This is a genomic window from Mesorhizobium sp. M1004 (assembly GCF_040318795.1).
Taxonomy (GTDB): Bacteria; Pseudomonadota; Alphaproteobacteria; order Rhizobiales; family Rhizobiaceae; genus Mesorhizobium.
Map to the genome: position 1 here is coordinate 780,221 of NZ_JAMYNB010000001.1, position 21,577 is coordinate 801,797.

The 21,577-nt window shown below is 63.3% G+C and carries 21 protein-coding genes; 12 read left to right on the forward strand and 9 right to left on the reverse strand.

Annotated elements, in window-relative coordinates; translation table 11 throughout:
• Nucleotides 1-69: 69 nt before the first annotated feature.
• From ypfJ to NKH54_RS03825, 3 genes are all read left to right on the forward strand, one after another.
• On the forward strand, nt 70-1,005 hold the full coding sequence (gene ypfJ / locus NKH54_RS03815; RefSeq protein WP_023672436.1) for a KPN_02809 family neutral zinc metallopeptidase: 936 nt from the start codon (nt 70-72) through the stop codon (nt 1,003-1,005).
• Nucleotides 1,006-1,181: 176 nt separating this feature from the next.
• Nucleotides 1,182-2,447 carry a TCR/Tet family MFS transporter gene (locus tag NKH54_RS03820; RefSeq protein ID WP_023683790.1) on the forward strand — a complete coding sequence of 422 codons (1,266 nt, stop codon included), beginning with the start codon at nt 1,182-1,184 and terminating at the stop codon, nt 2,445-2,447.
• Nucleotides 2,444-3,364, forward strand: coding sequence for an aldo/keto reductase (locus NKH54_RS03825; protein WP_353027724.1), 921 nt, complete (start codon nt 2,444-2,446; stop codon nt 3,362-3,364). Before NKH54_RS03820 ends, NKH54_RS03825 begins: the two co-directional genes overlap by 4 nt.
• A 9-nt stretch (nt 3,365-3,373) precedes the next feature.
• Here the strand turns inward: NKH54_RS03825 and NKH54_RS03830 are convergent, their stop codons facing one another.
• From NKH54_RS03830 to carA, 3 genes are all read right to left on the reverse strand, one after another.
• On the reverse strand, nt 3,374-3,757 hold the full coding sequence (locus tag NKH54_RS03830) for a helix-turn-helix transcriptional regulator (RefSeq protein ID WP_352497546.1): 384 nt from the start codon (nt 3,755-3,757) through the stop codon (nt 3,374-3,376).
• Nucleotides 3,758-3,768: 11 nt separating this feature from the next.
• Complete coding sequence (locus NKH54_RS03835; protein WP_023711204.1) at nt 3,769-4,020, reverse strand: type II toxin-antitoxin system RelE family toxin; 252 nt, start codon at nt 4,018-4,020, stop codon at nt 3,769-3,771.
• Nucleotides 4,021-4,088: 68 nt separating this feature from the next.
• Entirely contained in the window at nt 4,089-5,306 is a 1,218-nt protein-coding gene (carA, locus tag NKH54_RS03840) for a glutamine-hydrolyzing carbamoyl-phosphate synthase small subunit (protein ID WP_352497545.1), read from the reverse strand.
• Nucleotides 5,307-5,564: 258 nt separating this feature from the next.
• On the opposite strand from carA, the gene NKH54_RS03845 reads away from it, so the two are divergent.
• Together NKH54_RS03845 and NKH54_RS03850 are read left to right on the forward strand one after the other, a co-directional pair.
• On the forward strand, nt 5,565-6,014 hold the full coding sequence (locus NKH54_RS03845; protein ID WP_031195862.1) for a GatB/YqeY domain-containing protein: 450 nt from the start codon (nt 5,565-5,567) through the stop codon (nt 6,012-6,014).
• 116 nt (nt 6,015-6,130) lie between these two features.
• Complete coding sequence (locus tag NKH54_RS03850) at nt 6,131-6,688, forward strand: GNAT family N-acetyltransferase (protein WP_023683792.1); 558 nt, start codon at nt 6,131-6,133, stop codon at nt 6,686-6,688.
• Between the two features lie 7 nt (nt 6,689-6,695).
• On the opposite strand, the gene NKH54_RS03855 is transcribed toward NKH54_RS03850, so the two are convergent.
• On the reverse strand, nt 6,696-7,877 hold the full coding sequence (locus NKH54_RS03855) for an MFS transporter (RefSeq protein WP_353027725.1): 1,182 nt from the start codon (nt 7,875-7,877) through the stop codon (nt 6,696-6,698).
• 95 nt (nt 7,878-7,972) lie between these two features.
• Entirely contained in the window at nt 7,973-9,637 is a 1,665-nt protein-coding gene (locus NKH54_RS03860) for a Na/Pi cotransporter family protein (protein ID WP_352497543.1), read from the reverse strand.
• Nucleotides 9,638-10,025: 388 nt separating this feature from the next.
• On the opposite strand from NKH54_RS03860, the gene NKH54_RS03865 reads away from it, so the two are divergent.
• From NKH54_RS03865 to NKH54_RS03885, 5 genes are all read left to right on the forward strand, one after another.
• Complete coding sequence (locus tag NKH54_RS03865) at nt 10,026-10,394, forward strand: RcnB family protein (protein WP_023697079.1); 369 nt, start codon at nt 10,026-10,028, stop codon at nt 10,392-10,394.
• A 171-nt stretch (nt 10,395-10,565) separates the two neighbouring features.
• Nucleotides 10,566-12,506, forward strand: coding sequence for a DNA primase (dnaG, locus tag NKH54_RS03870; RefSeq protein WP_352510515.1), 1,941 nt, complete (start codon nt 10,566-10,568; stop codon nt 12,504-12,506).
• 412 nt (nt 12,507-12,918) lie between these two features.
• Complete coding sequence (gene rpoD / locus NKH54_RS03875; RefSeq protein ID WP_023672446.1) at nt 12,919-14,943, forward strand: RNA polymerase sigma factor RpoD; 2,025 nt, start codon at nt 12,919-12,921, stop codon at nt 14,941-14,943.
• A gap of 190 nt (nt 14,944-15,133) precedes the next feature.
• Complete coding sequence (locus NKH54_RS03880; protein WP_023672447.1) at nt 15,134-15,427, forward strand: GYD domain-containing protein; 294 nt, start codon at nt 15,134-15,136, stop codon at nt 15,425-15,427.
• A gap of 69 nt (nt 15,428-15,496) precedes the next feature.
• Nucleotides 15,497-15,877: a thiol-disulfide oxidoreductase DCC family protein gene (locus NKH54_RS03885; protein ID WP_023705835.1), complete on the forward strand. Its 381-nt coding sequence runs from the start codon at nt 15,497-15,499 to the stop codon at nt 15,875-15,877.
• A 45-nt stretch (nt 15,878-15,922) separates the two neighbouring features.
• On the opposite strand, the gene NKH54_RS03890 is transcribed toward NKH54_RS03885, so the two are convergent.
• Nucleotides 15,923-16,180 (reverse strand): DUF2798 domain-containing protein, encoded by a 258-nt coding sequence (locus NKH54_RS03890; RefSeq protein WP_023672449.1) that lies wholly within the window; start codon nt 16,178-16,180, stop codon nt 15,923-15,925.
• 273 nt (nt 16,181-16,453) lie between these two features.
• Here NKH54_RS03890 and NKH54_RS03895 point away from each other — a divergent pair, with 273 nt between their 5' ends.
• Entirely contained in the window at nt 16,454-17,131 is a 678-nt protein-coding gene (locus tag NKH54_RS03895; protein ID WP_023672450.1) for a PadR family transcriptional regulator, read from the forward strand.
• Between the two features lie 101 nt (nt 17,132-17,232).
• On the forward strand, nt 17,233-17,529 hold the full coding sequence (locus tag NKH54_RS03900; RefSeq protein ID WP_023697084.1) for an HlyU family transcriptional regulator: 297 nt from the start codon (nt 17,233-17,235) through the stop codon (nt 17,527-17,529).
• 1 nt (nt 17,530) lies between these two features.
• On the opposite strand, the gene NKH54_RS03905 is transcribed toward NKH54_RS03900, so the two are convergent.
• The 3 genes from NKH54_RS03905 to NKH54_RS03915 all read right to left on the reverse strand — a co-directional run bounded on the left by NKH54_RS03905 (nt 17,531) and on the right by NKH54_RS03915 (nt 21,537).
• On the reverse strand, nt 17,531-20,107 hold the full coding sequence (locus NKH54_RS03905; protein WP_023705834.1) for a polynucleotide kinase-phosphatase: 2,577 nt from the start codon (nt 20,105-20,107) through the stop codon (nt 17,531-17,533).
• A complete protein-coding gene (locus NKH54_RS03910) occupies nt 20,104-20,472 on the reverse strand; it encodes a hypothetical protein (protein WP_353027726.1) in 369 nt (122 codons plus the stop codon). Before NKH54_RS03910 ends, NKH54_RS03905 begins: the two co-directional genes overlap by 4 nt.
• 105 nt (nt 20,473-20,577) lie before the next feature.
• Complete coding sequence (locus tag NKH54_RS03915; protein ID WP_353027727.1) at nt 20,578-21,537, reverse strand: 3' terminal RNA ribose 2'-O-methyltransferase Hen1; 960 nt, start codon at nt 21,535-21,537, stop codon at nt 20,578-20,580.
• Nucleotides 21,538-21,577: the final 40 nt, after the last annotated feature.

Here is a 21,577-nt window from a genome sequence, read left to right on the forward strand (position 1 = left end):
GTCTGTTGGGTCGGACTGGGCCACGACAATCGGCCAGGCCAGCCGAAAATTTGCATACGGGGAGTTGCCATGCTCTGGAAGGGCCGCCGTCAGAGTGACAATGTCGAGGACGAGCGCAGCGACAGCGGCGGCGGTGGTGGTTTCGGCGGCGGCAGCCCTGGCCAGTTCCGCATCCCGATCGGCGGCCGCACCGGCGGCGGCGGCAGCATCCTGCTGGTTGTCCTCGTGGTGCTGGCCGGATGGTATTTCGGCTTCGATCCGTCGCAGATCCTGGGCAGCGGCGACGGCGGCGGCGTGCTGCCGGGTGGCGGTGGCCAGATTACCGACAACAGCGGCGGCCAGGACGACGGCGCCGGCACGCCTGCTTCCGACGAGATGAAGCAGTTCGTGGCGACCGTGCTGGCCGAGACCGAAGAGACCTGGACCGGCATCTTCCAGTCGCAGGGCCTGAAATACGAGGACCCGAAGCTTGTGCTGTTCAGCGGCCAGATCCGCTCGGCCTGCGGCTCCGCCTCGACGGCAGCCGGACCGTTCTATTGTCCCGGCGACCACAAGGTCTACCTCGACACCACCTTCTTCCAGCAGCTCGACCAGCAGTTCGGCGCCTCGGGGGATTTCGCCCAAGCCTATGTGATCGCTCATGAAGTCGGTCACCATGTGCAGAACCTCACCGGCATCCTGCCCAAGTTCAACCAGATGCGGCAGTCGATGGGTGAGGCGGAAGCCAACCAGATGTCGGTGCGCATCGAGCTGCAGGCCGACTGCTTCGCCGGCGTTTGGGCGCATTTCACCGCGCAGAAGGGCATTCTGGAACAGGGCGACATCGAAGAGGCGCTCAACGCCGCCAAGCAGATCGGCGACGATACGCTGCAGAAGAAGATGCAGGGCTATGTCGTGCCGGAAAGCTTCAACCACGGGACGTCGCAGCAGCGGCAGACCTGGCTGGCGCGCGGCTACAAGAGCGGCAAGCTGTCGGATTGCAACACGCTGACTGGTCCGGTTTGAGGCGCTCGCAAGTTCCAGCCGACCGCGGTCCAAAGCGCATCCGTCGGCGGGCCGATTCACCACCGGCAACAGATGTCAGGAGGAGAACGCCTGAGGCGTTCTCCTATTGTTCCAAAGTGGCGCCTCGCCTATAACGGGCGCCCGCCCAAGGGCGGTCTCAGGGAGCAGACGCCATCATGATCGACCCCAAAACCGCCAGGCGGGGCCTTGCGCTCGTCTTCACCACGCTGCTGCTCGACATTATCGGCTTCGGCATGATCATGCCGGTGTTGCCGGCCTTTCTCAGGGAGCTTTCCGGCGTCGGCATCAGCGAAGCGGCGATCGAAGGCGGCTGGCTGTTCTTCGTCTATGCGGCGATGCAGTTCTTCTTCGCGCCAATCATGGGTGGATTGAGCGACCGCTTCGGGCGGCGGCCGATCCTGCTTGCCTCGGTGCTTACATTCTCGATCGACAATCTGATCTGCGCCATCGCCTGGTCCTATCCGATGCTGTTCATCGGCCGCGTGCTGGCCGGCATTTCGGGCGCCAGCTATTCGACGACGTCGGCCTTCATTGCCGACATCTCGAACGATGACAACCGGGCGAAGAATTTCGGTCTGCTCGGCATCGCCTTCGGCGTCGGCTTCGTCATTGGGCCGGTGCTGGGCGGGCTGCTCGGCACGTTCGGGCCGCGAGTGCCGTTTTACTTTGCCGCCGGGCTTGCCTTCGTGAACTTCCTCATCGCCATGTTCTTCCTGCCTGAAACGCTCGATGAAAAGCACCGCCGCCGCTTCGAGTGGAAACGCGCCAACCCGGTCGGCACGCTGCTGCAGATGCGCCAATATCAGGGCATCGGCTGGATCGGGCTCGCCTTCTTCCTAATGACGCTCGGCCACATGATGTATCCGGCGGTGTGGTCGTTCGTGTCCAATTATCGTTATGGCTGGAGCGAGCAGCAGATCGGCTTCTCGCTCGGCGCCTTCGGCCTGTGTGGGGCGATCGTCATGGCGACGGTGCTGCCGCGCGTGATCCCCAAACTTGGCGAATGGAGGACGGCGGTCATCGGCCTGACATTCACGGCGGCCAGCGCCTTCGGCTACGCCTTCGCCTCGCAAGGCTGGATGATTTATGCGGTGATCGTCGTCGGCTGCCTGGAAGCACTGGCCGATCCGCCGCTGAGAAGCCTTGCCGCCGCCAAGGTGCCGCCGTCGGCGCAAGGCGAATTGCAGGGCGCGATGACGTCGATCTTCTCGATCACCTCGATCATCACGCCGCTGCTCTACACCGCGATCTTTTCCTGGTTCACCGGACCGAATGCGCCCGTGGTGTTCGGCGGCGCGCCCTATCTGGTTGGCGCGTGCTTCCTGACGCTTGCGGTCATTGTCTTTGTGACGAAAGTTGCGAGGCCGACGGCGGTGAGAAGCGTTGCCACCGGCGCTGCGGAAGATGGAGCCCAGATATGAGCCATGACAGCCGCATAGAGCTAACCAAGAACGGAGTGTCGCTGTCGCGGCTGGTGTTCGGCGCCTGGCGCCTGCTCGACAACGCCGCGCGCCCGGACGCCGACCAGATCGCGCGGCTGATCGGCACTGCGGTCGATCTCGGCCTGACCAGCTTCGACCATGCCGATATTTACGGGCATTACCAGGTGGAAGCTGCCTTTGGCGCCGGCTTGTCGCGCTGGAAGGGCAAACGCGACAGCATCGAGCTGATCTCGAAATGCGACATCATGCTGGCATCGGCCAACCGGCCTCAGAACCGGCTGAAGCATTACGACACCAGTGCGGCCCACATTGCCGCCTCGGTCGACCGTTCGCTCGCCAATCTCGGCACCGACTATCTCGACCTGTTGCTGCTGCACCGGCCGGATCCGCTGATGGATGCCGACGAGACGGCGGCGGCCCTTGCCGGGCTGGTCAAGTCGGGCAAGGTGAGAGCGGTCGGGGTCTCCAATTTCACGCCGTCGCAGTTCGACCTTCTGGCTTCGCGGCTGCCGTTTGCCTTGGCCACCAACCAGATCGAGATGTCGGTGCTGAAGACCAATGCGCTGATGGATGGCAGCCTCGATCACGCGCAACGCCTCGGCTATGCGCCGATGATCTGGTCGCCGCTCGGCGGCGGCTTGCTGTTCACCGGCAAGGAAGGGCGCGAGGCGCGGGTCAGGGCGGCAATCGCGGCGGTGGCTGCCGAGATCGGCGCCGGCGATCTCGCCGCCGTCGCCATCGCCTGGTTGCTGCGCCATCCGGCCCGGCTGGTGCCGGTGCTGGGCACGATGAAGCCCGAGCGGCTGGCCGCCATGGTCAAGACACTCGATATCGCGCTCGACCGCCAGCAATGGTTCGCCATTTTGGAAGCCAGCGAAGGCCGGCCGGTGCCGTAAGGTTAGATACTAGGCTTCGATCCATTCGCTGGGCACGTCCAATGCCTTCGACAGCATGGTGCTGGTTTGCGCCGATGGCTTGCGGCGATTGGATTCAAGGTCCGACAGGAAGCCCTGGCTGACACCGATGGCATCAGCCAATTCGGCTTGCGTCAGCTTGCGCCAGTTGCGCAGCGCCTTGAGCCGGCTGGAACCTCGCAAAATATCCATGGTCACCTCGGCGGGCAGGGGCTTTTCCGTTTTGAGCTCGGCCTTCCGCTCATCGTAGATCGCCACATCCGCAGCGTCTTCTCTGGCTTCTTCGGCGGCATGCAGCAATGCCTCGTAGTCAGCCTTCGGGATGACGACCAGTTCTTCCCCGGTTGAAGTCCTTATGATTTGCGGAGCGTTCATGATGTCCTGTCCTATGGCCGGCTGTAGGTCGTCGTTTCGCGCTTGCCGATGTAGATCGCGAGGATTGTCGTGCGATCTTCATCGAAGATAACGCGGTAGCGACCGATCCGAAGTCTGTAACCGTCTCGGCCGGCAAGACGTTTCACATCTCCACGCCCGCTGATGGCATAAGTGTTCAAGCCCTCGGTAACCTGCTCGCGGACATCGGCCGGCAGATTATCGAGATCGCGAGCTGCCGACGCCGAGAGGATGATCGTCTTCACGGCAGGAATATCGCAGATTTATCGCTTTATGTTAAGCGATATTATCGCTTAATTCTGCTTGGCAAGGCTCAGGCGCGCTCGGCCAGCAATTCCTCGCCGCGCTTTTCGCGGATCAGGTTGACGAAGCGGCGGAACAGATAGTGCGAGTCCTGCGGGCCGGGCGAGGCCTCGGGGTGGTGCTGGACCGAGAACACCGGACGTCCGGTCAGCGCGATGCCGCAGTTCGAGCCGTCGAACAGCGAGACATGGGTTTCCTCGACGCCCTCGGGCAAGGAGTCGGCATCGACGGCAAAGCCGTGGTTCATCGAGACGATCTCGACCTTGCCGGTGGTATGATCCTTGACCGGGTGGTTGGCGCCGTGATGGCCCTGGTGCATCTTGGCGGTCTTGCCGCCCAGCGCCAGGGCCAGCATCTGGTGGCCGAGGCAGATGCCGAATACCGGGATGTCGGTCTTGAGCAGGTCCTGGATGACCGGCACGGCGTAGTCGCCGGTGGCTTCCGGGTCGCCGGGGCCGTTGGAGAGGAAGATGCCGTCGGGCTGCATGGCCAGGATCTCTTCCGAGCCGGTGCCGGCCGGAACCACGGTGACCTTGGCGCCGAGGCCGGAAAGCAGGCGAAGGATGTTACGCTTGACGCCGTAGTCGATGGCGACGACGTGCATCGACGGCTCGGCCTGTTCGCCAAAGCCTTCGTTCCATACCCAGGGCGTTTCACGCCAGACCGAGGACTGGCCCGAGGTGACTTCCTTGGCGAGGTCAAGCCCGATCAGGCCCGACCAGGCGGCGGCGCGCCGCTTCAAATCGTCGATGTCGAAGATGCCGTCGGGCGCGTGCGCAATGACGGCATTGGGCATGCCCTTTTCGCGGATCAGCGCGGTCAGCGCCCGGGTGTCGATGCCCGACAGCGCGACGATGCCGCGCTTCTTCAGCCACTGGTCCAGCCCGGTGTCGGCGCGGTAGTTGGACGGGTTGGTGACATCGGCCTTGAACACCGCGCCAACGGCGCCTGCACGGGCGACCGGGTTCAAGTCCTCGATGTCCTCGTCATTGGTGCCGATGTTGCCGATATGCGGGAAGGTGAAGGTGACGATCTGGCCGGCATAGGACGGGTCGGTGAGAATTTCCTGGTAGCCGGTGAGCGCGGTGTTGAAGCAGACTTCGGCAACGGCGGAACCGGTGGCGCCGAGGCCGCGACCCTCGATGACGGTGCCGTCGGCCAGCACCAGGACGGCGGTCGGCTTTTCGGTTGCCCAAGGCGGGGTCAGTTCGGGGGTCATCTCGGCCATGGCGACGCTCCTGTCACGCTGCGCGCTTCGATGGCGGGCCATCTGCGCAGCAAACGGCGCGGCCGATCTCTCAAGCCTGCGCGCATCAATTCTTTGTCTTATGCAAGGCCGAGTACATAGGGGAAGGCGCCAGAGCGGTCAATGATGCCGTGCCAAAACGGCGAGCATTTGTTTCGTCAAACGATATCAGGGCTTTGGCGCGTTTGCTTTGCGGATGGGCCGCGGTTATTGTCCGCGCCGTTCGAAGGAGAAAGCATCATGCGCGCAAAAATCGCTGAATCCCTGAAAAGCGCGATGAAGGCGCAGGACAAGCACCGCCTGCCGACGCTCAGGCTGATCCAGGCCGCCATCCACGACCGCGACATCGCCAATCGCGGCTCGGCCAAGGACCCCGCCAGCGACGAGGAGATCCTGCAGATCCTGGCCAAGATGGTGAAGCAGCGCGAGGAATCGGCCAAGGCGTTCGAGGACGGCAAGCGCCCGGAACTGGCGGCGCAGGAGCGTGGCGAGATGGAGATCATCCGCGGCTTCCTGCCGACGCCGTTGGACGACGCCGCCGTAACAGCTGCGGCGCGCGAGGCGATCGTTGCGACCGGTGCCGCCAGCCAAAAGGACATGGGCAAGGTGATCGCCGCGCTGAAGCAGAAATATGCCGGCCAGATGGATTTCGGCAAGGCTAGCGGCATCGTCAAAGGCCTGCTGCAGTAAGAGCCGACACCGCTTCAGTGGCGAAGGAGAGCAGGGGGCGGGACATCACCTCTGGGCAAGAAACGGTACGCACCGGCTTAAGCGAGCCAAGCCTTGACCTGCCGGAGAGCCCCACCATAATCGAAATCGTCAAACCCACGCTCGAACATCTGCCCTCCTACAAGGCGGCGCTCGAGCGTGGCTGGTCGCCGGACAATGTCCGGCTGATGGAAGCGACGCGCGAGCAACTTGCGGCGATCGACGAGGATCCCGCGGCGTTCCTTGCCAGCCTCGACGATCCCGAGGCCAAAGGAGGCCCGATTACCTTGCCGGACGGCACGACCGTGCCGCGGCTCCCGGGGTTCCGGCGCTGGATCTGGGACGGCGAGGCCGCCGGCTCGATCGGCTTTCGCTGGCAGCCGGGTACGGCCGCGCTGCCGTCGCATGTGCTCGGCCATATCGGCTATGCCGTGGTGCCGTGGAAGCGCGGACGAGGCTATGCGACCGAGGCGCTGCGGCTGATGCTGGACGAGGCGAGGGCTGTTGGTTTGCCATATGTCGAGATCACCACCGACCTCGACAATCCGGCCTCGCAGAAGGTGGTGCTGGCCAATGGCGGCCGTGTGGTCGGTCCGTTCATCAAGGACGCCGCGTATGGCGGCGCCGAGAGTTTGTTGTTCCGGATCGATTTGTAGTCCGACGCTATTCGGCCGGTGCGGGCAGCGGCGGCGCTGCCCGGCTGCGCCCCTCCCAGATGTAGGAGGCAAGTGCCACCACCACCGCGACCAGCATGGCGGCAGCGCCCACAACCGGCAGACTGCGGTAGCCGTAGCCGGCATTGAGCATGGCGGCGCCCAGCGACGCGGCGAGCGCGATGCCGACATTGAAGCCGGAGGGGATGAGCGAGGAGGCGAGGTTGGAGGCGTCCGCCGTCCAGGCCAGGATGCGGGTCTGGATCGGCGTGCCTATGGCGAAGTTGAGGCCACCCCAGACAACGATGGCGATGACCATCGGCACGGGGTAGGGGCTGACGGCATAGATCACGCCCAACATCACCGCCTGCAGCGCAAGCATGGTGATCAGCGACGGCATCAGCTTCCAATCGGAAAGCTTGCCGCCGAGAAAGACGCCGACCGTGGCGCCGACGCCGTTGAGCAGCAGCACCCAGGGGATCAGGCTCTCGTCGAGATGGCTCACCTCAAGCAGTGTCGGGGTGATGTAGGTGAACAGGCCGAACTGGCCGATCATCAACATCAGCATCAGGATCAGCGAGGTCCAGACTTGCTGGCGCGCCAGCACGCGAACCTCGCTGCCAAGGCTGGTGGATGGGCTCGATGCGCCCGTTTTGCGCGGCAGGAGGGCGGCCATGGCGGCAAACGCCACCACGCCCAGCGCGCACATCACCCAGAAGGTGGCGCGCCAGCCCCAGAGATTGCCGATTGCGGTGCCGGCCGGCACGCCGATGACATTGGATACGGTGAGGCCGGAGAGGATCACAGCCACGGCCATGCCGCGCTTGTCCTCGGGCACGAGGCCGACAGCCACCACCATGGCGACGCCGAAATAGGCGCCGTGTGCGACGGCGACCGCAATGCGCAAGAGCAGCATCGAGGTAAAATCGGGCGCCAGCGCGCAAGCGGCCTGGCCGATGGTGAAGGCGACGGTCAGGCAAAGCAGCAGCGTCTTGCGGGAAATGCCCTTGGTGGCGAGCGCCAGCAATGGCCCGCCAATCGCGATGCCGCCGGCATAGCCTGAGACGAGATAGCCGGAGGTCGGGATCGAAACGCCAAGGCCGTCGGCCACTTGCGGCAGCACGCCGGCAATGACGAATTCGGTGGTGCCGAAAGCGAAGGCGGCGATGAACAGGGCAATGAGCGGAAGCATGGCGCGGAAGCGATCCTTGAATGAGTTGGCCTCAAATCATGGATGGCGCTTGCCGGCAATGCAGAAATTTTTGCGGCCGGTTTAGGTTTTCTTGATCAGCTCGCCTTCAACCTGGAGCCGCCGAGCAGGCCGCGCTCTTCCAGCACCGGGTAGGCCATCGACGCCAGCAGCGAGTTGATCTGCTTCAGGTCGCGGATGGTGTCGAGGTGGATGGAACTTGTCTCGACGCTCTTGGCGGTGCCGTCGCGCAGGCGCACGAAATGGCTGGCGCTGGTTTCCTTTTCGCGGTCGCGCAGCCGGTCCTTTTCCAGCACCAACTGGCGGGCAGTCTCAGGGTCGCGCGACACCAGCACGTTGAAGGCAAGCCTGGCATTGGCCAGCACCGAGGTGTGGAAGGCGAGCAGCTCGCTCCAGCCCTCGGGCGTGAACTCCAGCCCGCGCTCGAACTTCTTCTTCACATGCACCAGCATGTTGCGCACGATGATGTCGCCGACCTGCTCGAGCTTGACGCAGGCGCCTATCAGCTCCTGGCAGCGCAGCGCCTCGTCCTCTGTGAGCGAGTTCCTGGTCAATTTGGCCAGATAGAGCTTGATCGCCGCGTGCTTCCTGTCGACGCGGTCGTCAAGGGCGGCCAGCGCCTTGATCTTGTCGCCGTCGGCGCTTTCATACAGCTCGATGATGCGCTTGAGCATGATCTCGACCGTCTCGCAGACGCGCACCACCTCGCGGGTGGCGTTGGCCAGCGCCTGGCTCGGAACGTCGAGCGCGCCGTCGTTGAGGGCGGAGAGTTCGACCACATCGAGCTCTGTAGCCGGCGCTGGCTTGGTGCCCATTGCGACGATCTTCTCAGAGGCACGATAGATCAGGCTGGCAAGCGGCAGGCCAGCGAGCAGGATCAGCACATTGAACAGAATGTGGGCGTTGACGATCTGGTCGGGCACGGTGGCGCCGAGAAAGGCCACCGGCGGCTTCAGCGTCATGAACAGGATCAGCATCACCAGCGAGCCCATGCCGCGCATCAACAGATTGCCGATCGGCACGACGCGCACGCCAGGTTCGGCACTTCGGGTGAGCAGCGGCGCAATGATCGACGAGCCGAGATTGACGCCGAGCACCAGCACGATGCCCAGTTCGGGCGGGATGAAGCCGCGGCCGGCCAGCGTGACCATCAAGAGAACCGCGGCGATCGAGGAATGGAACAACCAGGTAACGAGCGCGGCGAGCAGATAGGCGGTGACGTAGTCGCTGGAGAAATATTCGATGATGAGCGGCATCAGCGTGCTCTGGCGCAGCGGCTCCGAGGCCTGGCCGATCATCTCCAGCGACAGTACCAGAAGGCCGATGCCGACCAGGATGCGGCCGAACTGGCGCCAGTCGCGCCGCTCGGTGGCCATGAACATGACCGTGCCGGCGACGAGGCAGATCGGCACCAGCAGCGTCAGATCGAAGGTCAAGAGCTTGACCACCAGCGCCGAGCCGATCTCGGCGCCGCGCACAGCCAATTGGCCCGACATGCCCGAGACGATGCCGGCGCCGGCGAAGGAGCCGACGAGAAGCGTGACGGCGGTCGAGCTCTGCAGCGCGATGGACAGGCCGCAGCCGGCCAGCACCGCCATGATCGGATTGCGCATGGTGGAGCGCAGCCGGTGACGCAGCACGTCGCCATAGGCGCGCTCGACGCCTGTCTTGACCATGCGGGTGGCAAACAGCATCAGCGCCACCGAGCCCGCCAGATGCAGCAGGACGACGGAGCCGCTCATTTCGAAACCCGCACGCAGACAGCTACCGCGACGCGGAGGGCGCGCAGTGCAGGGATGAAAACGGGGCTGCGAATCATGGTCATGACAGTCTTGAACAATATCCGGAATATTTTAGCCGGGTAATAAAATCTTGTCGATTTCAAGAGCCGTCGCGGCGCGACAGGGCGTGTCGGAAAATGGACGGATGCGCAAATGGTTGCATGGCGGATCCCTGGCGATGGGAGCGGATCGTCCCGATTTGCCGGACTCCCGGCAATCGCCTTTGCGATGATGTTCAAATATCCAGGATAAGCACAGGATTTCATTACGTAAATGTAATGCTAGTGTTCAGTTTCGGTTCATCCTTCGGGGGCTATTCCCTAGGCATCGACAACCAAGGAGCCCCGCTATGAAACGTATTGTTCTTTCCGCCCTCGCTTTCTCGATGCTGGCCGCCACTTCGCTTACCGGCCAGGCCGCACCGGTGAACGCACCGGTCGCACCGCAGTCGAATTACACGCAGGTCGACTGGCAGAGGCCCGGCAAGCATGTCGATATCAGGAAGCGCGTCGTGAAGAAGACGGTGGTCGTCAAGCGCAGCCATTGGCGCAATGGCCGGAAATATTCCAGCTGGAAGCGGCACCAGCCGATCCGCGATTATGGCCGCTATGGCCTGCATCGCCCCGGCCCCGGCCAGGAATGGATCCGCGTCGGCAACGACTATGTGCTGGTCAGCGTCCTGTCCGGCATCATCTTCGGCGCCATTGCCGCGCATTAAGCCCGGCCTCGCCGGCGCAATGCAGAGACTTGAAAGGAGGCGGCCCGAAACGGCCGCCTTTCTTTTGGCTGTAGAAACCGGGCTTTTTGGCTGTGGAAACCGGGTATGGTCCGCAATAAGGGTCGTCGGATTCCGCGAGCATGATTATATGAGGGACAAACGAGTTCCCCAATGCGCTTTCCGCCCGCCTTTCTCGATGAGATACGCGACCGTGTGCCGATTTCATCGGTCATCGGCCAGCGCGTCGCATGGGACAGGAAGAAGACCAACGCCTCGCGCGGCGACTATTGGGCCTGTTGTCCGTTCCATGGCGAAAAGAGCCCCTCCTTCCACTGCGAGGACAAGAAGGGCCGCTATCACTGTTTCGGCTGTTCGGTGTCGGGCGATCATTTCAAGTTCCTGACCGAGCTCGACGGATTAAGCTTTCCCGAAGCGGTCGAGAAGATCGCCGACATGGCCGGCGTGCCGATGCCGGTGCGCGACGAGCGGGAAGAACAGCGTGAGAAGGAACGCGCCAGTCTGACCGATGTCATGGAGATGGCGACTGCCTTCTTCCAGGAGCGGCTGCAAGGACCGGAGGGTGCAAAAGCCCGCGCCTATCTCAGGGATCGCGGGCTGACGCCGGCGACGCAGCAATCGTTCCGGCTGGGCTTTGCGCCCGACAGCCGCAATGCGCTGAAGGAGCATCTTGCCGCCAAGGGCGTGCCCAAGGCCGATATCGAAGCCTGCGGGCTTGTGCGTCATGGCGACGACATTCCGGTCTCCTATGACTGGTTCCGCGATCGCATCATGTTCCCGATCCCCGATTCGCGCGGCAAGATCATCGCCTTTGGCGGCCGCGCACTGGCGCCCGATGCGCTGGCCAAATACATGAATTCGCCCGACACGGAGCTCTTCCACAAGGGCAACGTGCTCTACAATTTCGCCCGCGCCCGCAAAGCGCTGGCGAAAGGCGGCACGGTGATTGCCGTCGAAGGCTATATGGACGTGATTGCGCTGGCGCAGGCCGGCTTCGAGAATGCCGTGGCGCCGCTCGGCACCGCGCTCACCGAAAACCAGCTCGAACTTCTGTGGCGCATGGCGCCTGAGCCGATGCTGTGCTTCGACGGCGACCAGGCCGGGCTGAAGGCGGCGTGGCGCGCCGCGGATCTCGCGCTGCCGTCGGTGCAGGCCGGGCGGTCGGTGCGCTTTGCGCTGTTGCCGGAGGGCAAGGATCCCGACGATCTGGTCAAGGCAGAAGGGCCGGACGCGTTTCGTGCCGTGCTGGCGGAAGCGCGGCCTCTCGCTGATTTGTTGTGGATGCGTGAGACATCCGGTGGCGTCTTCGACACGCCGGAGCGGCGGGCGGGGCTGACAAAGACGCTGCGCGAACTGACCAGCCGCATCCGCGACGAGAGCCAGCGCTACCACTACCAGCAGTGGATGCGCGAGCGGGAGCTGACCTTCTTCAGCGCCCAGCGCGAAGTGCGGCAAGGTCGCCAGGACTGGAAACCGGGGCAGGGCAAAACGCCCGCATCCGGCGGACAGTTCGCCAAAGGCAGCGGGGCAGGCGCGCGCGCCGCGATCACCGAAAGCCTCGGCCGCTCCGCCATGGTCAAACGCGGTGGCGAGATGATGTCGGTGCGCGAGGCGACGATCATCGTAGCCCTCGTCAACCATCCGGCGCTGATCGACGAGAACTTCGCCCATGTCGAGTTCCTCGATCTCGCCAACACCGATCTGCAGCGGCTGCACGCCGCCATCCTCGATGCGATGGCGCACGACATGGCCAATGACCGTAGCGCGGTGATCGCCACCATCGAACGTGCCGGCTGCAGCGATATCTGGGCGCGCGCCGTGGCGCTCATCCAACGGGCCAGGCAATGGCCCGCGCTGGAAACCGCAGCGCTTGACGATGCCCGCGACGCCTTCAACCAGGCGCTGCACTTGCAGCGCAGCGCGCGCACCTTACATAAGGAGCTGAAACAGGCGGAAGCAGCGCTCGCCAGCGATCCCACTGACGAAAACTACCGGCACCTCATCGAGATTCAGGCGCAATTCCGTGATGTACAAGCAACGGAAGCGCTGATCGAAGGGTTCGGGGTATCCTCGGGCAGGGGTGGGCGCGTCTAGGTCGAAACCTGCGCAAGAATGAATGTTGTACGTGCTGCGCGTCGAATCGACGCCTCTAAGTCGGGTAATTGATTCGCTTTTTTGATGCGAATCATGCGAGAGGCGCTTGACCTTCTGGCAGAATGACGGAATCAGGACGATTCGAAACCTTAACCCGCGCCGGCGTCGATGGAAATGCACTGACGCGAGGTGCTGATCACTGGACAGGCTGTCAGCCTGCCACAGATATCAGGGTTAATCTGGACTTAATGCATATCGCCCAAAAGTGAAAACCGGTTTTGGGGGCACGATATGAACAAACAAAAGAGTTGATTCGGTTACCGGCCCGGTTAAGCGCCACCAGCGCATGTAGTTTGACCGGTGCGGCAGCTACGCGGCTTCGATGCTCGGCCGCTAGGAGAAGATAGAGACTATGGCGACAAAGGAAAAGGAAGAGGTCGAGACCGAACGTGAAGGCGCCACCGATGGGCCTCTGCTCGACCTTTCCGATGATGCTGTCAAGAAGATGATCAAGGCCGCCAAGAAGCGCGGCTATGTGACTCTCGACGAACTGAACGCGGTGCTGCCGTCGGAAGAGACCGATCCGGATCGCATCGAAGACATCAATGCGATGCTGTCCGACATGGGCATCAACGTGGTCGAGGACGACGATCAGAGCGAGGAGCCCGAGGCCGCCGACAGCAATGCCGACGCCGAGGAAGACGCCAACGAACTGGCCGAGCAGACCGGCACCGCCGTCGCCGCCACGACCACCAAGAAAGAGCCGACCGACCGCACCGATGACCCGGTGCGCATGTATCTGCGCGAGATGGGCTCGGTCGAGCTCCTGTCGCGCGAGGGCGAAATCGCGATCGCCAAGCGCATCGAGGCCGGCCGCGAGACGATGATTGCGGGCCTCTGCGAAAGCCCGCTGACCTTCCAGGCCATCATCATCTGGCGTGACGAGCTCAACGAATCCAAGATCCTGCTGCGCGAGATCATCGACCTCGAAGCCACCTATGCCGGCCCCGAAGCCAAGCAGGCGCCGGTGGTCGAGCGCATCGAGGAGGCGCCCAAGGCCGAGGACAAGCCGAGGCGTGGACGCGACGAGGAAGACGACATCACCAATGTCGGCGCCGACACGCGCGGCCTGGTCGATGACGACGAGGAAGACGAGGACGAGGCGAGCCTGTCGCTGGCGGCGATGGAAGCGGAACTGCGCCCGCAGGTGATGGAGACGCTCGACGTCATCGCCGACACCTACAAGAAGCTGCGCAAGCTGCAGGACCAGCAGGTCGAGAACCGTCTGGCCGCGACCGGCACGCTGTCGCCAAGCCAGGACCGCCGCCTGAAGGAGCTGAAGGACCAGCTGATCAAGGCGGTGAAGTCGCTGTCGCTCAACACGGCGCGCATCGAGGCGCTGGTCGAGCAGCTCTACGACATCAACAAGCGGCTAGTGCAGAACGAAGGCAAGCTGCTGCGCCTAGCCGAAAGCTATGGCGTGCGCCGCGAGGAATTCCTCAAGGAATATCAGGGCTCCGAGCTCGACCCGAACTGGACGCGCTCGATCGGCAACCTGACCTCGCGCGGCTGGAAGGAATTCACCAAGAACGAGAAGGACGCGATCAAGGATCTGCGTTCGGAAATCCAGAACCTCGCCACCGAGACGGCGATCTCGATCCTGGAATTCCGCAAGATCGTCAACCAGGTGCAGAAGGGCGAGCGCGAAGCCGCTATCGCCAAGAAGGAAATGGTCGAGGCCAACCTGCGCCTCGTCATTTCCATCGCCAAGAAATACACCAATCGCGGCCTGCAGTTCCTCGACCTGATCCAGGAAGGCAATATCGGCTTGATGAAGGCGGTCGACAAATTCGAATACCGCCGCGGCTACAAGTTCTCGACCTATGCGACATGGTGGATCCGGCAGGCGATCACGCGTTCGATTGCCGACCAGGCGCGCACCATCCGCATCCCGGTGCACATGATCGAAACGATCAACAAGATCGTGCGCACGTCGCGCCAGATGCTGCATGAAATCGGCCGCGAGCCGACGCCGGAGGAACTGGCAGAAAAGCTCGCAATGCCGCTCGAAAAAGTGCGCAAGGTCTTGAAGATCGCCAAGGAGCCGATCTCGCTCGAAACCCCTGTGGGTGACGAAGAGGATTCGCATCTGGGCGATTTCATCGAGGACAAGATGGCGATCCTGCCGATCGATGCGGCGATCCAAGCCAATCTGCGCGAGACCACCACGCGGGTGCTCGCCTCGCTGACGCCGCGCGAGGAGCGGGTGCTGCGCATGCGCTTCGGCATCGGCATGAACACCGACCACACGCTGGAAGAAGTCGGCCAGCAGTTCTCGGTGACGCGCGAGCGTATCCGCCAGATCGAAGCCAAGGCGCTGCGCAAGCTCAAGCACCCGAGCCGGAGCCGCAAGCTGAGGAGCTTCCTCGACAGCTGATACCGGCAACAGACCAGCATTCGAAAAGGGCGCCGATGGCGCCCTTTTTGTTGCCGGGTGAAGGCTCTTGTCGCCCATCTCCGTCGGGAGGATACTTGCCTGGTCGGATGCATGTTCTGGGCGAAAAACCGGATGTCCGCCCCGGCTGATGTCCTCAGCCGTGCTCCGTGGCGCCGGAGAGAGGTGTGTGATGACAACCTACATCCTGCTGATGAACTGGACGGAACAGGGCGCCAGAAACATCCGAGAGTCGCCGAAGCGGCTCGATGCCGCCAAGAAGCAACTGGCCGACATGGGCGGCTCGTTCAAGGCGTTTTACCTGACTATGGGCGAATATGACATGGTGGCGATTATCGAGGCGCCCGACGATGCTGTGCTTGCTCGTTTCGCCCTGATGCTGGCAACGGGTGGCAGCGTCAAGACGCGAACGCTCAAGGCTTTCCCGGAATTTGCCTATCGCGAGATCGTCACTTCGCTTGGATAGCGCTGGGCGCGGGTCCGTGCGGCTCGGCGTCATATTGCGGGGCCGTGCCGTCAGGGTGATAGTCGCGCCATGTCCAAGCCTGCGCTGACCGTCTGGTACAACACACGCTGCCCGGTTTGCGATGGCGGCATCACCCGGCAGAAACGGCGGCTGATCGAGGCGATCAAGGCCGGGCGGATCGAATTCCGCGACATCAACCTCGAACCGGCGGCGCTCTCTGGCTACAGCGCCTCGCTGGAGGACATACGCCGCCGGCTGCATGCCACCGATGCCGAAGGCAGGCTGCTGGTCGGCGCCGATGTCGCGGTTGCCGTCTGGCGGGCGACGCCGTGCGAGGGCTGGCTGGCGACGCTCTTCGGCAATCCGGTCGCGCTGCCGCTGACGCGCTTGGCCTATGATCGTTTCGCCGATCTTCTCTATGCCTGGAACCGGCGCAAGGGCCGCTGGTAGCGAGGCAAGGCCCAAAGATATCTGCGGGCCTTACTGTCATGGGCGTTACCGGGACGCCGGCTCGCAAAGCCAGCCGACAATGCGGCGCACCGCCGGCAGCACCATGAGCAACGTTGGGAACGCTACCAGCCAGGACAGGCCCCAGGCAGTGAGCCAGACAGCCGGCAAATCAGGTTGCAGTCCAAGGCTTTTCAGCGTCGATATGAACGAGACGATGAAGGTCATCAGGAGCGACAGCACCAGCGGACTGACGATCGCGGCATAGCGCGCCGGCAGCTTGCCGCGCTTACGGGTCGTGGTCATTTTTGGATTTTCCTGAAACATCCGGTCCGTCGCATTTGGCATCCATTGCGCCGGGTTTCCGGCGGAACTGCCCGGAAAGACCGGGGTTGGATGCGTTGCTTGACGTCAGACGCTTACGGAGAGGTTTTGGCCCTCACGCGCTTTCTAGCTGCCGGCGGCGGCGAAATCAACCTTCTGGCGCCGTCTTTAGATACATCGTAAGATATATCTTGACTCATCGGCGGGGCAAGCCTAATTAAGATGTATCGTAAGATTTAACTCAAGGAGCAATTCATGCACAGACATCATCCCTTTGGCGAGCGCGCCGAGCGCGCATTCCTGCACATGGCAGGCAAATTTGGTGGAAGAGGGGGCGGCGGCTTTGGTCCGTTCGGCCACGGCGGACGTGGCGGTGGACGCGGCGGCCCGGGCGACATGTTTCGTGCCGGGCGCATGCTGGCCGACGGCGATCTCAAGCTGATCACGCTGTCATTGCTGGCCGAGGCGCCGCGCCACGGCTACGACATCATCAAGGCGCTGGAGGAGCGCACCAGCGGCATCTACAGCCCGAGCCCGGGCGTCGTCTATCCGACGCTGACCTTCTTGGAAGAGGCCGGCTATGCGGCTTCAGCCGCGGACGGCAACAAGAAGGTGTTTTCGATCACCGAGGCGGGGCAGGCGCATCTCGCCGAGAACCGCGAGATGATCGACGGCGTGCTCGAGCATCTGGAGCGCTTCGGCCGCAAGATGGCGAAAGCGCGGGACTGGTTCGGCTGGAACGACGACGGCGAGGAAGGCGGACGGCGTGGTGGACGGGGTCGCTCGGAAGCCCGCGACGAGTTCCGCGCCGTGCGCCACCGGCTGCGTGCCGCGCTCGGCGATCTCGTCGACGCGCCGGCTGAAAAGCAGGCCGAGGCGATTGCAGTCCTGGAAGCCGCCGCTGAAGCCCTGGAAGCGCTATCGCGCGGTTGACCCCTGGCGAGAACCCTTGCCCGTTCGACTGAGGAACGGTACTGAAAATCATCCTGCACCGCGAGACGTGGTGCAGGATGATTGCCGTTGGAGGAAGCCCCATGTCTTTTCTGAAACGTCTTTTCGGTGGTGGCGGCGGTGAGGCGGGCGAGCCCAAGAGCGCAGCACCGGCAAAGCAGGTTGAGCACAAGGGATTTTTGATCAGCGCCACGCCCTACAAGGCGGAGGGGGGCCAATACCAGACCTGCGGCGTGGTTTCGAAGGAAGTCGACGGCGTGATGAAGGAACACAAATTCATCCGCGCCGATCGCTTTGCCGGACTGGGCGACGCCGTCGACATCTCGATCAAGAAGGGCATGCAACTGGTCGACGAGCAAGGCGAGAGGATGTTCGGGTAGCCTACAGCCTCGGATCGATTGGCTCGCTCTCCAGCGCCAGGACGCCGAAAACACACTCGTGAACACGTCGCAGCGGTTCCTTGGCGACAAACCGCTTCAGTGCCTCGTGACCGAGCGCGAACTCTCTGAGCGCCAGGCTGCGCTTGCCACCCAAGCCTCGTTCGCGCAGGCGCACGAGATTGTCCGGCGCATCGTATTCGGGGCCATAGATAATGCGAAGATACTCCTGGCCGCGCACTTTCAGCGCCGGTTGCATGAGCCCCTTCTTGTTTCGGCTGACGAAGTCGTGCGGCTTCACTACCATCCCTTCGCCGCCTGAGTCGGTCAGCGTCTCCCACCAGGCGACGGCCTCCGCACAAGAACCGGCATCGGCCAGGTCAACCATCCGCCATTGCGTTCGCGTTACCACGCCGCCCCCGGCAGCTAGACGGTCCGCAAGCGTCATGTGCCAAACGTGGTTCTGGTCGTACCAGACGCATCCCTCACTTGCCAGCAGGTGGAACGGCGCGACCTTCAGGTCGTCGACGCCCGAGACCGGCCACACGTAAGGCGCCCAGGCAGTGGCGTATCTGGCGGCACGCGCGGCGCGGTCCTCAATGCGAGCCTTGAGCGCGGCCGTATCCACGCCGCGTGCCATCGCACGGGCCAGCGCTTCGCGGCTGGCCTGGAGCCCAGCGGCCGCAGACGTTGCCACTGGGGCGTACTGGCTTTCAATCAGGCTGCTTGCCTTGGCCGACCATGGCATGATCTCGGTGTCCAGCAGCAACCAGTCGCTGTTCAATTCCTGCCATAGATCCGCAGCGTCGACGCTGGCGCGCAGGCGATTGAGCAGGCGCTCCGTCATGCCGCTGTCGCTGAAAAAGGAGCGTCCGGTCCGGGTCCAGATCGCGCCTGTCTCGTCGCCAGATACCCCGAACCGGTCGCGCGCCGTCTGCGCGTTTCGGCACAGAGCGATGACTGCCCGCGAACCCATGTGCTTCTCTTCGCACAGGATTTGGGTGACGCCACGCTCGCGGAAATGACTGAAAGCTTCCTCGGGGCGTTCCAGCCAGCCGGCTTGGCTGCTGGTCTCGGATGGCGACATTGTCGGCGGCAGATATACCAGCCACTGCGGCGACAGCGCGAAGCGGCTCATCACCTCAAGTGCCGCCGACGCGTTCTCCTCGGCCACGACAACCCTGCCTTTCAGTTCGGTCTCGATCCAGCGTCGCCCAGAGACATCCTGATAGTCGAGCACGCCGTCGGCATCGGCCTGTGCCGATTTGCCAAGGCCCGGTCCACCGAGGGGACGCACGGGTTCGGACCAGGTCTCGACTGCCGGCACGTCGACCAGTTCGCGTTCCGGCCAGCGCAAGGCAGTCAGCTTGCCGCCGAACACGCAGCCGGTGTCGATGCAAAGCGTGTTGTTGACCCACTCCGCCGACAGCACCGGCGTGTGCCCGTATACTACGCTGGTTTTGCCCCGATAGGCGGCTGCCCAGTCGGCACGGACGGGCAGGCCAAATTCGTCGATTTCGCCCGTGGTTTCGCCATAGAGGGCGAACTCGCGCACCGCGCCGGAACCGCGCCCGATCATCTCTTCCTTGAGTCCGGCATGTGCCACGGCGAGGCGTCCGCCGTCCAGCCAGACGTGGCTGCGCAGGCTGTCGAGGAAGGCCGGCAAAGCCTCTCGCAGGCCGCGATCCTGAGCGTCCAACTGGTCGATGGTTTGCTGCAGGCCGTGGGCGATCGTGACCTTGCGGCCTTCCAGCCAGCGGCTGAGTTTGCGTTCGTGATTGCCCTGGACACAGTAGGCGGTTCCCGCCGCGACCATGCTCATGGCGATGCGCAAGACGTCGGGCACGTTGGGACCACGATCGACGAGGTCGCCGACAAAGACGATCTTGCGGCCTTCTGGCGGCGTTACAGTGACGGTCCGATCACCATGGCCGTCGGACCAGGCGATGCTGTAACCGAGCTGACAGAACAAGGTCTGAAGTTCGTCGGCGCAACCATGGACATCACCTATGACGTCGAAAGGACCGCAATCGTCGCGCTTGTCGGTCCATAATGGCTGACGCGAGACCTTGGCCGCGTCGATACTGGCCTCGCCGGTGAGCTTCCAGACCTGACGGAAACCTTCGCGTTGCAGGCCGCCGAGGCCCTTGCGAATTTCGTTCGTCATGCGCTGGGCAACGCCGACGCCGAAGGGACGATCGGCTCGTAGCGCGTTGCGGGCGACGCAAACATCAACACCCGGATCGATGACCACGGCGACCGGCAAAGCGTGCCATTTGCGCGCCAGCTCGACCCACGCCTTGCGATCAGCGGGTCGCACATTGGTCGCGTCGATGACGGCCAGCTTTCGATGCTTGAGCCGTTTGCCGGCGATTTCGCGCACCAAATCAAAAGCGTCGGCCGAGACATCCTGATCAGTCTCGTTGTCGCTGACGAGCGCGCGGCAGCGATCCGACGAGATGATTTCGGTCGGCAGGAAGTGCCTGGCGGCGAAGGTCGACTTGCCCGATCCCGTCGAGCCGATCAGCACGACGAGGGCGAAGTCAGGGATGGTGAGGTCGGTCTTGTCTGGCTCTCTCATCGGGTGAACACCGCCATCTGCGTCGGCGCGCCGAGCACGGGGTCCACGGCTCCGATGCCACTTAAGGCGGCGCTATAGCCATAGATCTCGCCGATCCTGACCGCCCAGGCTTCAAACCGAACCCGGCCCCATTCGAAACGGTGATCCGGATGGCGAAAAGCGCCGGCGGCCAGACTGGGGAACAAGGGGTTGTAGTCAGCGTTCGGCGTAGTCACGATCACGAATTTTGGCGCTGTCTCGCCGAAGATAATACGCTCGATCATTGGCAGCCGGTCTTCGTCGAGATGTTCGATGACCTCGACCAGCACAGCGACGTCGGCTTCCGCCCATCGGCTGTCGCGATATGTCAGCGATCCGTGCAGCAACGTGACCCGGTCTTCAGGCGGCCCCCCGAACTCGTTCAGTTTGAGACGCTTGGCGGCCCATTCCAGTTCACGAATAGCGGGGTCGAGCCCGAACAGCTTGTGGACTCATTTTTCGCGCACGAGCCGATAGAGCAGCTTGCCTTCGCCACACCCCAAATCTGCAACACTGGCCCCTCCGGTCGCCCGAATGGCTTGCACCACGGCGTCCATGCGCAGGTCGTTCAGCCGGATGGGCGCCTCCAGCGCTTGCTCAGGTGCAGCCCGGGCTTCGGGGGGTAGGACCTCATTGGCCGTCTCCGGAGCCAGCCGCTCCAGGGCGATGCGGGCCAACGCACCTCGGTTGCGCAGATAACGGCGCACGATCAGGTCTTTGGCTGGGTGGTTTTCCAGCCAGCCCTCGCCCTTGGACAGCAGCTTGTCAATCTCGGCCTCGCCCACCCAGTAGTGCTTGGTGTCGTCCATCACCGGGATCAGGACATAAAGGTGGTTGAGCAGGCTGCTTAGGCGCCCGGTGCCAGTCAGCCTCAGATGACCGTATCGTGGTCCACCCGCGCCAGATCCGACAGTTTCGACCGGCGCCAGGTTGACGGTCCATCCCAGCGGTTCGAATAGATCTCGAACCAGGGCCTCGCCGCCACGCATCGGCAGCGGGGTCACCACAGCTTCGAGCGGGAGGTCGCTATCGGCCAGTTGCTGGCGCTCCTTCGAGATGCCGGTCATCGCTGTCCGCAGTACCTTGTTCAAAGCCACAGACAGAAATGACGATGCCGTATAAGGTCGGTCGTTTACATATTGATCCAGCAAGCCCTCTGCCTGGCCTTTGCCCCGAACGAGCCCTATCGGATCGACATCGAGCAGAAGCACAGCCTCACAACGCTCATCGGTCGCCTCCGGATAGAACAGCCAGGCCTTGCCGAAGGATAGGTCAGTCTCGTGCAGACGTTCGGGATGCTTGTGCAGCAAGAAGCCGAGATCTGTGGCTGGATGATGGGTTGTCGCGACGGAAAGGAACATCAGCGACCGATAACGCAGACAGGCCGAATAACCAATGGCGTTGCGCGGCAATCTAGTAACGCGATAGATCCGTTTTCGACACGCAACCTAT